9 protein-coding genes are annotated in these 11,659 nt (G+C 57.5%); 7 read left to right on the top strand and 2 right to left on the bottom strand.

All coding sequences use genetic code 11. From position 1 onward, the window contains the following. The first annotated feature begins 1 nt into the window (after position 1). Positions 2-3,457, top strand: a complete 3,456-nt coding sequence (locus I2I05_RS08445; protein WP_196281798.1) for an FG-GAP-like repeat-containing protein — start codon at positions 2-4, stop codon at positions 3,455-3,457. Between the two features lie 64 nt (positions 3,458-3,521). On the opposite strand, the gene I2I05_RS08440 is transcribed toward I2I05_RS08445, so the two are convergent. Further along, entirely contained in the window at positions 3,522-4,385 is an 864-nt protein-coding gene (locus tag I2I05_RS08440; RefSeq protein WP_196281797.1) for a hypothetical protein, read from the bottom strand. A 92-nt stretch (positions 4,386-4,477) separates the two neighbouring features. After that, positions 4,478-5,950 carry an MBOAT family O-acyltransferase gene (locus tag I2I05_RS08435; RefSeq protein ID WP_196281796.1) on the bottom strand — a complete coding sequence of 491 codons (1,473 nt, stop codon included), beginning with the start codon at positions 5,948-5,950 and terminating at the stop codon, positions 4,478-4,480. Between the two features lie 183 nt (positions 5,951-6,133). On the opposite strand from I2I05_RS08435, the gene pseB reads away from it, so the two are divergent. The 6 genes from pseB (at position 6,134) to I2I05_RS08405 (ending at position 11,550) form a co-directional block, all read left to right on the top strand. Continuing rightward, positions 6,134-7,153 (top strand): UDP-N-acetylglucosamine 4,6-dehydratase (inverting), encoded by a 1,020-nt coding sequence (gene pseB / locus I2I05_RS08430; RefSeq protein ID WP_196281795.1) that lies wholly within the window; start codon positions 6,134-6,136, stop codon positions 7,151-7,153. Positions 7,154-7,168: 15 nt separating this feature from the next. Then, a complete protein-coding gene (gene pseC, locus I2I05_RS08425) occupies positions 7,169-8,359 on the top strand; it encodes a UDP-4-amino-4,6-dideoxy-N-acetyl-beta-L-altrosamine transaminase (RefSeq protein WP_196281794.1) in 1,191 nt (396 codons plus the stop codon). Positions 8,360-8,489: 130 nt separating this feature from the next. Further along, on the top strand, positions 8,490-9,140 hold the full coding sequence (locus tag I2I05_RS08420) for a pseudaminic acid biosynthesis-associated methylase (protein ID WP_196281793.1): 651 nt from the start codon (positions 8,490-8,492) through the stop codon (positions 9,138-9,140). Next, the gene (locus I2I05_RS08415; RefSeq protein WP_196281792.1) at positions 9,140-9,874 is read left to right on the top strand and encodes a cytidylyltransferase domain-containing protein; all 735 of its coding nucleotides are present in this window, start codon (positions 9,140-9,142) and stop codon (positions 9,872-9,874) included. Before I2I05_RS08420 ends, I2I05_RS08415 begins: the two co-directional genes overlap by 1 nt. Next, positions 9,871-10,788, top strand: a complete 918-nt coding sequence (locus I2I05_RS08410; RefSeq protein ID WP_196281791.1) for a class I SAM-dependent methyltransferase — start codon at positions 9,871-9,873, stop codon at positions 10,786-10,788. Before I2I05_RS08415 ends, I2I05_RS08410 begins: the two co-directional genes overlap by 4 nt. 9 nt (positions 10,789-10,797) lie before the next feature. Continuing rightward, positions 10,798-11,550 (top strand): class I SAM-dependent methyltransferase, encoded by a 753-nt coding sequence (locus tag I2I05_RS08405; protein ID WP_196281790.1) that lies wholly within the window; start codon positions 10,798-10,800, stop codon positions 11,548-11,550. Positions 11,551-11,659: the final 109 nt, after the last annotated feature.

Below are 11,659 nucleotides of genomic sequence, written 5' to 3'. Positions count from 1 at the left end.
TTTGATTAAATTACTCATTTTAATTTTTCATTTTCCGTCTTCAATCGATTCAATCATCTACTCTTTGCTAATGAAGTTTTCTATACGCTTTTCCAGTTTGGGGTTTGGGCTGCTGCTACCAGTAGCCCTCTCTGCCCAACCCATCGTTATCAACGTCTCACCGGTTGCTAACCAAAAGGCTGCCCCACGCACTAGCAACGTTGCGGCCACGTTCAGTGAGGCCCTAACGGTCGGTTCAGAGGCGGCTATGCACGTTTTCAGCAATCAACGTGGTGGCAAACGCACTGGCAACTCCGGTAGTACCACTTTGAGCGGCACCACCTTGTCATTTGACCCCGCATACGATTTCAAGCCCGGGGAAACAGTATTCACTAGCATAACCACTGCCGCCCGCAGCACCAACGGCAGCCTTGCAGCGCCGCGGGTGTTTCAATTCACTGCTGCCGCTACAGGTGGCAATGGTACTTTCACCGGAGGAACGGAAGTACCGGTGGGCAACAAACCTTATATAGTGCTAACCGCAGATATCGATGGCGATGGTGACCTCGACCTGCTTACGCCCAACTTTACGGGCAATTCGGTTAGCATTCGGCTCAACAATGGAACTGGTGTCTTTAGTGGAACCGTCGACACTCCAGTTGGCGACCAGCCTCGTGGCTTAGCCCTGTCGGATTTAGATGGTGACGGCGATTTGGATATAGTCACTGCAAACTACAACGACGACAAGGCTAGCATACGCTTTAACAATGGCAGCGGTGTCTTCTCAGGCAATACGGAACTGACAGTCGGAAGCCGCCCTCAAAGCGTAATGACTGCTGACTTGGACGGCGACGGCGACCAAGACTTGTTGATTTCCAATGGCGCCAGCAGCACAGTAAGTATCTATATCAACGATGGCAATGGCAACTTCACTAGCAACCCCGATGTGGCCGTAGGAAACTTCCCATTCAGTTTGACGACTGCTGATGTTGACAATGACGGCGATGTGGATTTGCTAACCGGAAGCTACCAAAGCACGACAGTAAGCGTGCGGCTAAACGATGGTAACGCCATCTTTAGTGGAACCACTAATCTTGCAGCGGGCTCGCAGCCTCGCGGGGTAACCACGGCGGATATTGATGGTGACAGGGACCTTGACTTACTGGTTGTAAATGCCTTTAGTAATAGCCTGAATATTTTTCTTAACAACGGAAGCGGAGGCTTTACCCTCAATGCGACGTTGGCGGTGGGGAATTTCCCAGGCGGAGTGACTGCGGCTGACATCGATGGTGATGCTGATATGGACATTCTTGTTCCTAATATCGTAAGCAACACAGTAAGCGTGAAGGTAAACAACGGGAGTGGCGTCTTTAGTAGCGGTGCAGATGTCCAAGTAGGCAGCCAACCTTATCGGGTTGCGATGGCTGATATTGACAACGACGGCGACTTGGATTTGCTTTCTGCAAACTTTGACGACAACACCGTCAGCGTGCGTTTTAATGATGTCTCTACGCTCACCGACCTGGTTGTGAGTACGCCAGAAAATGTGAGCGGAACCTACCGCAACGTCACTATTACCGGGCCTACGACGGGCGGTGCTGGTACTGCGACGCTCACAGGCACACTCAATGTAGTCGGCACTTTGACGGTGCAAAACGGCGGTACACTGCTCACCGGGTGCCAACCGCTCATCGGCGCCGGCAATTTCGTATTGGCAGCGGGCGGTACGCTGGGAATTTGCGACCCAGCTGGCATTGCACTTACGGGTAACACCGGGTCGGTGCGGCTAACCGGCACGCGTAGCTTCAGCAACGACGCCAGCTACATCTACAACGGTACCTCGGCCCAGATTACGGGCGGCGCTTTGCCCAGCCAAGTACGCAACCTCACCACGACAAATGCCGAAAACGTATCGCTGACTGAAGCAGTGACTGTGGTTCAGACGCTCATAGTAGCCTCGAGTGGTGACTTATTGTTGAATGGCCACACCCTTACCTTGACATCGGATGCAACTGGTACAGCCCTTGTTGTAAACAGCAGCACTGGTGTGGTTCAGGGCCGCACGGCGCTGATGGAGCGGTACATTGACCAAAGTAAAAACCAGGGTACTGGGTACCGGCACTACAGTGCTCCGGTAGCCGGGTCAACAATCGCAGATTTGGCCACTACTGGTTTTGTGCCGGTAGTCAACAGCAAATACAACACCTCCGCGACTCCTGGGCAGGTGAAGCCGTTCCCCACTGTGTTTGCATATGAGCAAAACCGCGTTGCAACCACGACCAGTAATTATCCGGCTTTTGACAAAGGGTGGGTATCGCCCGCTTTGACTAGCGACCGGCTCGAAGTTGGGCGCGGCTATACCGTCAATATTGCTGCTTCCGAAAAAGCTGATTTTGTAGGCTCCCTCAACAATGGCAGCCTGACCGTACCACTTGCTCGCAACGCCGGCCCGACGGCCGCCGCTTCGGGATGGGCTTTGGTGGGTAATCCCTACCCTGCCCCACTCGACTGGCGGTTGGTGACTGCGGCTGACCGCAACAATTTGGACGGAGCTATGTATGTGTACGAAAGCCGGAGCCAGTACGATGGCAACTACCGCAGTTACACCAACGGCATTGGTGATGGCAATCCGCTTATTGCTTCGAGCCAAGGATTTTTTGTCCGCGTGAGCGCCGGCCAAACCACCGGCAGCCTGACTTTCCGGAATGAGCAACGGGTTACGACCTACAGTTCGCAAGCGTCGTTTCTGCGTACCAATGCCGATGCTCGGCCGCTGGTTGAACTGCGACTGCAGGGCGCAACGGGTCCTGCCGACGCCCTTTTTGTCTACGCTGAAGCTGGTGCCACAGCTGGCCTTGACCGTAACTACGACGCCGTGAAGCTTGGCAACCCAAGTGGTTTGAACTTGGCCGCCATCATAGGCAACGATACAAACTTGGCCATCAACGGACTTCCGGCGTTTTCGGGTACAATGAGCATCCCCTTGAGCATTAACGCACCTGCAGCGGGCCGCTACACCTTGAACGCGGCCCAGTTACTTAATTTATCTGCAACGCAAGGTGTCTTTTTGTTCGACGCACAAACTGGTCTGTCCATAAACCTGCGGACCCAGCCCAGCTATACGTTCAACCTGACTGCTGCGCAGGCGTCTCAAAAATTAACCACGCGCTTTGTTTTGCGCTTTGGTCCAGCCGCTAATCCTCTTGCAACCACTGGTGCTAAGCAAGGCTTTGAAGTTTTGCTATACCCGAATCCAACTCGTTCATCCTTTACCATCTCGTTGCCAGCTATTACACCAGCAACTGACGTTCAGGCGACCTTATTCAACAACTTGGGCCAGCGCGTAGGCAATCACATTGCCGTAAATAAGACCGGAGCTTCAACGCTGGTCGATGTTTCCAGCTTAGCTCAGGGCGTCTACACCCTTCAAATTAAGATTGGTACCACTTCCACTACCAAAAGAGTAGTGATTCAATAAGGTCACCAAGTCTCAAAAGAAAAAGGCGGCCCTTCATGGAAGGGCCGCCTTTTTCTTTTGGATATCATTTACGCACCGGTATTTCGCTTTTTGGTATTAGTTGATAACCTTTCAAATCCTGAGCAAGCCTCACACTAAAATCTTGGCTAGCCGCGCGCTGTAGGTGGTTTCCATCGGTGGTGGCGTAGGGTTGGGCGCTGTAGTCCAAATAAGGAACCGCCAGTTCAGCAGCGGTTTGGCGCATGCGTTGGTCAAAATCGGGTTGATATTGCTCTTCCAATTGCAACAGAGTAGCGCCAACTGGAAGGCGCACCATAAATACCCGGCCGTGCTGCTTTAATAGTTCAATTGTCTGGCGCAGGGCTGCCAATCGGCCGGAGGAAAGGTGCTGGCTGGCAGCAAGGCGGCGGTAGTCCTGTAGTTTGCGGGCAGTGCGGGCCCGCACTTGGGCACTATCGATTCCAATGGTGACTTCCAGCCAGCCGTCGGGGTGCAGGCGTTCGGTGGCGGTGGCATAGTCCAGTAACAGGCGGTAGAGTGGCTTGGTCTGGAAGCGGGCGAGATATGCCAAATTGGGATTCTGGCTTACCTGACCAAGTTGACCAATAAACGAATTATCTTCCGGGAAACTACCCTCCGCCCCGGTAAGGGATAAGGACCAGGGGTCGACGGCGACGATAAACAAGCCGTTTTTAGCATCGGGCCGGAGCTTGCGCTCAATGCTGTGCAAATAGGCTGGGCCGTACGGCGAATGTGTGAGTGTGAAAGAGTAATTCAAAAGCGTCACTTCGAAGCGGTTGCCCAAAGTGGCTGCCAGCACGGCGGGCTGAATTCCCTGCGCCGCCCGCGACGTGCCAATTATCAGAGAACCGGCCTGGGGACTAGTAAAGCGACCATAAAATGCATCTACATGGCCGCCCAGCACCACGGGGCCCAGCAAAAGCAAGCCCAGTACGTCGGCCCCCGCCAGCAGCAGCAAACGGGAAATAAGGCGCCATCCAGCAGGTGAGAGCAAGCGTTTCAGAACTGAAAGTAGATAAAGGAGGTGCTATTGAAAATACCCAGGTACAATATGAGGAGCGTGAGGCCCGCGTAGCCGACCCAACGCACCCCAAACGGCTGTCCGGTAATCCAAGCCTGCAGGCTACGGTTGCGGCCGAAGTATTCGACTACCAGCATTAAGACAACACCGAGCCCTGCCATCGCCAGTTCGGGGCGGTAGTGTTGCGAGAAATCCAGCAGCAGCGTGGCCACTTTCTGCCCGTCAAGCGCAGCCCAACCATTCCCCAACCGCTGACTGATGAACACGGCATCGCTGAGGGAATTGGCCCGAAAAAATATCCAAGCATACGCAACCAGCACGAACGTTATAACTACGCCCAGCACCTGGCGCAGGCTGGGATGCGCCGCCAGCCCCGTGAGTTGGGCCAACCGCTCGCGGGCCGGCTTGGCCCAGGTGCTGACTACTAAATACAGACCGTGCAGACCGCCCCACACCAAAAAGGTCCAGTTGGCACCGTGCCACAGGCCACTGATGAGAAACACGGCCAGTAAGTTGCCATAGGCCCGGGCGGGAGCAACGCGGCTGCCTCCCAGCGGGATGTACACGTAGTCTCGGAACCAGCTCGACAGCGAAATGTGCCAGCGCCGCCAGAATTCCGGCACCGAAGCCGACAAGTAAGGCTGCCGGAAATTGAGGTTGAAATCGAAGCCCAGCACGCGGGCCGCACCGCGGGCCATGTCGGTGTAGCCCGAAAAGTCGCCGTAAATCTGAAAGGTGAAGGCCAGCGTGGCCAATACCAGCACCAAGCCTTCGGGGTGTTCCCGGGGGTTGTTGAACACGGGGTTGACGAACAACGCCAGCCGGTCGGCCACCACCACTTTCTTGAACAAGCCCCAGGCCATCAGGCGCAAGCCGCTCACCACCCGCGCGTAATCGAAGCGGTGCGTGCGCTTGAACTGGGGCAGCATGTGGCCGCCGCGCTCGATGGGCCCCGCCACCAGCTGCGGGAAAAACGCCACGAACAGCGCAAAGCGGCCGAAATTCCGCTCGGCCTCCAGGCGGCCCTGGTACACATCAATAATGTACCCCACCGACTGAAAGGTGTAGAAAGACACGCCCACCGGCAGCAGCAGCCCAAAAGCCGGCACCGCCGTGGCCGGCAAATGCAAGGCCTCTGCCAATTGCACAGCCGTGTCGCGAAAGAAGTTGAAGTACTTGAAGACGAACAGCGTGCCCAGATTGCTGATGAGGCTAAGGTAGAGGTAAGGCCGGCGCGCCTGTTTGGTGGGCAGCTGGCTCATGCGGTAGCCGCTGTAGTAATCAACAAGCGTGGTGGCCAGCAGCAACAGCGCGTAGGCAGCCCGCCAGCTCATGTAGAAATAGTAGCTGGCCAGCAGCAGCAGCGCCCCGCGCCAACGCGGCGCCAAGCCATAATAGAGCCCGACAACTATCGGGAAAAACACCAGAAAATGGAGGGAATTAAATAGCATTCGAAACGCGGAAGTAGCTCCGGCGGCCAAAGGTCGGGAATGCAGCGTGGACTCCGCGCGTCCGCACGGGGGCGTAACGGAAACGGGTTCAACGGCGCCAGTTGTTGCGCACGCGGACGCGCAGAGTCCACGCTACATTCCTGCAAACTACTTTTGCAGTCCTGTTTCGGCTTACTTATTTTCATGGCTCTCGACCTCAACCACAAATCCATCCTCGTTACCGGCGGCACCGGTTCCTTCGGCAAGCAATTCGTACGCACTGTCTTCGAAAAATTTCCGGAGGTGAAACGCCTCGTGGTGTTTTCGCGCGATGAGCTGAAACAGTACGAAATGAGCCAGGAGTTCAGCCCGGCCAAGTACCCGGCCATTCGCTATTTCATTGGCGACGTGCGCGATGGCGAGCGGTTGCACCGGGCCTGCGAGGGCATCGACATCGTGATTCATGCCGCGGCCCTCAAGCAGGTGCCCGCCGCCGAATACAACCCGATGGAGTGCATTAAGACCAATATTTTCGGGGCGGAGAACGTCATCAACGCAGCCCTCGACAGCGGCGTGAAGGACGTGGTAGCCCTGAGCACCGACAAAGCGGCGGCGCCCATCAACCTCTACGGCGCCACCAAACTCTGCTCTGATAAGTTGTTTGTGGCCGCCAATAACATGAAAGGCAAGCGCGACCTGCGCTTTTCGGTGGTGCGCTACGGCAACGTAATTGGCTCGCGCGGCTCGGTGGTACCGTTTTTCCTGCAGCAGCGCAGCACCGGAGTGCTCCCCATTACCCACCCCGACATGACGCGCTTCAATATTTCGCTGGAAGAAGGCGTCGATTTGGTACTCTATGCGCTGGAGCACTCGTGGGGCGGCGAGATTTTTGTACCCAAAATCCCAAGCTACAAAATCACGGAGGTGGCCCGCGCCATCGGCCCGGATTGCGAGCAGCGCATCGTGGGCATTCGCCCCGGCGAGAAGCTGCACGAGGCGATGATTACCGAAACCGATGCCCTGAGCACGGTCGAATTGGACCGCTACTACGTCATTCTGCCGTCGATGCCGACCTGGGACGTCGACAAATTTGTGCAGCACTTCAACGGCAAGCGGGTGCCGCTGGGTTTCCAGTACGATTCGGCCAACAACGAAGAATGGCTGACGGCCGAGCAGATTCGCGACGAAATACGCCTGCACGTGGACGCCGATTTTCAGGCCTAAAGCACCGTTTCGTCAATGCCAAAGCCCAGTTTTCATCCCACCCGCGCCCTACCCTACGGCCGCCAGCATATCACAGAGGCGGACGTGGCGGCCGTCACGGCGGCCCTGCAAAGCGACTACCTCACCCAAGGGCCCACCGTGGGCGAGTTCGAAAAGCAGTTTGCGGCCTACGTGGGGGCCCAGTATGCCGTAGCCGTAAGCAACGGCACGGCGGCGCTGCACCTGTGCGCGCTGGCGCTGGATGTGCAGCCCGGCCAGCGCGTTATCACCACGCCGCTCACCTTCGCGGCCTCGGCCAATTGCGTGCGCTACTGCGGCGGCGAGGTACACTTTGCCGACATTGACCCTGCCACCGGACTCATCGATTTGGGCCAGGTGCGGAAACTGCTGGAAGCCCACCCGAAAGGGTATTTCGCCGGGTTGATTCCGGTGGATTTTGCTGGCCTGGCCGTGAATCTTGAAGAAGCCCGTGCGTTGGCCAACGAGTTCGGTCTTTGGATAATCGAGGATTCGTGCCACGCGCCGGGCGGCTTTTTCATTGATTCGCAGGGGCAGGAGCAGCGCTGCGGTAACGGCAACTTTGCCGATTTGGCCATCTTCAGCTTTCACCCCGTCAAGCACATTGCCACCGGCGAGGGCGGCATGATAACCACCAACGACGAGCAGCTCTTTCACCGCCTGCTGCGCCTGCGCACCCACGGCATCACCCGCGACCCGGCCGACCAAATCCACGAATCGGAAGGCGGCTGGTACATGGAAATGCAGGAGCTCGGCTACAACTACCGCCTCCCCGACCTCAACTGCGCCCTCGGTCTCAGCCAGCTCGCCCGCGCTGACGAAGGTTTGGCCCGGCGCCGCCAGCTGGCCGACCGCTACGATGCCGCTTTTGCTGAGGCACCCGGCCTGACAATTCTAGCCCCGGGCCGCCCCGGCCACGCGTACCATCTGTACGTCATTCAGGTAGCCGACCGCAAGGGGCTCTACGATTTCCTCAAAACAAGGCAGATTTTTGCGCAGGTGCATTACATTCCCGTGCACCGCATGCCGTATTATGAAGGCCTCGGCTGGCGGGCCGGCGACTTTCCGCTGGCGGAAAAATACTACACGCAATGCCTTAGCATCCCGCTATTCCCGACGCTTACCGATGAGGAGCAAGACTACGTGGTAGCGTGCATCACCGAATTTTTAACCGAAAACAACCAATAAACAGTGCGTCATGCTGAGCTTATCGAAGCATCTTTCCCGCTTCGCATGGGCTGTTCAACGCAATCCAGTAGATATGCTTCGACTGCGCGCAGCATGACGGCTTATTTGGTATAATTCAACACCACCTCCCTTGCAGCACACTCAACAAGAAGACTTCTGGTCCGGCGATTTTGGCCGTGAATACACCGACCGCAATTCCCGTCCGCTGGACGAGTGGAACGAGTTTTACCGTGGCATCTTCGGGCACACCAAGCTGGAAATGAACGCCGAATTCCTCGGCGACCTGCCCCGCGACGCCCGCATTCTGGAAGTGGGCTGCAACACTGGCATGCAGCTGGTGGGCCTGCAAGCCGCTGGTTTTGAAAACCTCTACGGCATCGAGTTGCAGAAATACGCCGTTGAAAAAGCCCGGGAGTTTGTGCGCGGCGTGAACATCCTGCAAGGCAGCGGTTTCGATTTGCCTTTCAAGGACAACTACTTCGATGTGGTGTGCACCAACGGCGTGCTCATCCACATTGCGCCGGCCGACCTGCCGCGCATCATGACCGAGATGGTGCGCTGCTCACGCCGCTACATCATGGGTTTCGAGTATTACGCCCCCGAAACCACGTCCATTGAATACCGCGGCAACGAAGGATTCCTCTGGAAAGCCAACTTCGCCCAGCTCTTCCTGGACAGCTTCCCGGAGTTGCGCCTGGTGAAGCAGCAGCTGTACCCTTACGTGAACGATGCCGAGCGCGGCAACCAAGACGTCGTGTATTTGCTCGAAAAAACCACCTGATGCAGCGCGCGGGCATTATTTCGCAGGTGCGCATGGGCAGCACGCGGCTGCCGAGCAAGGTGCTGCTGCCAGCCGGTGGCCGGCCATTGCTGGACTACCACGTGGCCCGGCTGCGCCAAAGCGGTCTGCCGGTGCTGCTGGCCACCACCACCGAACCGGCCGACGACGTGCTGGCCGCCTACGCCGAAACCCACGCCCTGCCCTACCACCGCGGCAGCGAAACCGACGTGCTGGCCCGTTACTTCGAAACGGCCCAGCGCTTCGGCCTCGATGTCATTGTGCGCGTGACCAGCGACTGCCCGCTGGTAGACGGCCACCTAATTGGGGCTGCCGTAGCCCGCTACCTGGCCGAGGACAACCCGCTGGTGTACCGCTCCAATGCCATTGTGCGCACTTTCCCGCGGGGGCTGGATTTCGAGATTTTCTCCATGGAAATGCTGCGCGAGGCCTACACCAACGCCACTTTGCCCTACGAGCGGGAGCATGTCACGCCCTACCTCAAAGCCAACCCCGCCACGGCGGGCCGCGTGCTCTACCGCGACGAAATCTGGCCGGGTGGTGACTTCAGCCGCTTCCGCATTACCCTGGACACGGCCGAGGACTACGAAGTGTTGTGCACCCTGATTGAGCAGTATGGCGCCGCCGAATTAGGCGTTGCTGACCTGCTCCGCTTGCTGGAAGCGCACCCGGAAATAATGTCCATAAATGCCCACATCGAGCAAAAAACCACATGACCGTGCCCGATTCCTTGCGCCTGAATGAGTACGGTTTTTATGAAATCAAGGAAAAACCTACTCCAGAAGCTCTACGGGAGTACTACGAGCAACGCTACTATCAGGAAGAGCTAACTACCTACACGGCGGCCTACTCGCCCGAAGAGCTGGAGCACTTTGATGGCATGCTACGCCTGCGCCACTGGGTGCTGGAGAACCTGCCAGCCACAGCGGCAACGCCACCAGCCGCAGCATCAAGTGCGGCGCCGCGAAAATTTCTGGACATTGGCTGCGGCGAGGGCTGGGCTCTGGCCTATTTTAAGCGCCAGGGTTGGGACGTGTTGGGTCTGGATTTTAGCAGTTTTGCCCTCACGCACTTCCATGCTGACTTGCTGGCTCACCTGCGCACCGGCGACCTGTTTGAGAGCCTGCACCGGCTGGTGGCAGAAGGACAGCAATTCGACGTGCTGTGGCTGGATAACGTGCTCGAGCACGTGGTGGAACCAGCCGAATTGCTGCGGCTGTGCCGCCGGTTGGTGGCGCCCGGCGGGGCGCTGCTGGTGGATGTGCCCAACGATTTTTCGACCCTGCAGCAGCACGTGCTCAGCACAGGGGAAATTGACCGCCCGTTCTGGGTGGTGTTGCCCGACCACCTCTCCTATTTCAACCAAACCGGCTTGCGCAACCTGGCCGAAGCCACGGGCTGGCAGGTGGCCCGGCTCCTGGCCGACCACCCCATCGACCTCAACTTGCTGACGCCGCACAGCAACTACGTAATGAACCGCGCCGTGGGCAAAGCCGCGCACCGGGCCCGCATCGCGCAGGACAGTTTTTTACTGCGCACCGCGCCCTTGCCGGCCGTGGCCACTTATTACGAAGCCCTGGCCGGTGTGGGCCTGGGCCGCAGCATTGTTGCATTTTTGCAGCCGGCTTAATTTTTATTCATGTCCCCCACCTCCCCCATTTCCGTCATCAGCGGAGCTCCGGCACCCGAGCAGGCGCGGCGCGAGAACTTCGCTCAAACCCTGCGCGACTCGCCCATTCCCAACACCGAGCTGCTTAATAACCTGGGCCTATACCTAAACCGCCAGACGTTTTCGCGCCTGCTGTTCTTCACCGAGCTATACCAGCAAATTATCCCGGTGCACGGCGTGGCCATGGAGTTTGGCGTGCGCTGGGGCCAAAATCTGGCCCTGATGCACGCATTGCGCGGCATCTACGAGCCGTTCAACTACAACCGCAAAATAATTGGTTTCGATACGTTTGGCGGTTTCCCCTCGGTGGACCCGAAGGACGGCACCCAGGTGAAAGAAGGCGACTACGGTGTGACGCCCGAATACCAGGAGTACCTCACCCAAATCTTGGCCCTGCACGAAGCCGACAGCCCCATTCCGCACAAGCGCAAGTTCGAGCTAGTGGCCGGCGATGCCTCCGAAACCGTGCCCCGTTACCTGCGCGACCACCCCGAAACGGTTATCGCCTTCGCGTATTTTGATTTCGACATCTACGCTCCAACCAAAGCCTGCCTCGAAGCCATCCGGCCCCGCCTCACCAAAGGCGCCGTTGTGGCTTTCGATGAGTTGAACTGTCCGGAGTTCCCCGGCGAAACCTTGGCGTTTGATGAGGTATTTGGCGTGGCCAACTACGCCTTGCGCCGCAGCCCGCTCAACCCGCTCATTTCTTATTTAGTGGTGTAGTTAATTCAGAACAGACATGCAGAGCACAGCGAAGCATTTCGCTTGTGGTAGTAGTTATGACTGCCTGCGCGATACTTCCATACGCTCGGCATGACCGTCTTTTAAATTC

The sequence above is a fragment of the Hymenobacter jeongseonensis genome, from assembly GCF_015694725.1.
GTDB classification, from domain to species: Bacteria; Bacteroidota; Bacteroidia; order Cytophagales; family Hymenobacteraceae; genus Hymenobacter; species Hymenobacter jeongseonensis.
The sequence above is the reverse complement of the archived record's forward strand: the minus strand, read 5'-3'. Positions and strand labels throughout refer to the sequence as shown.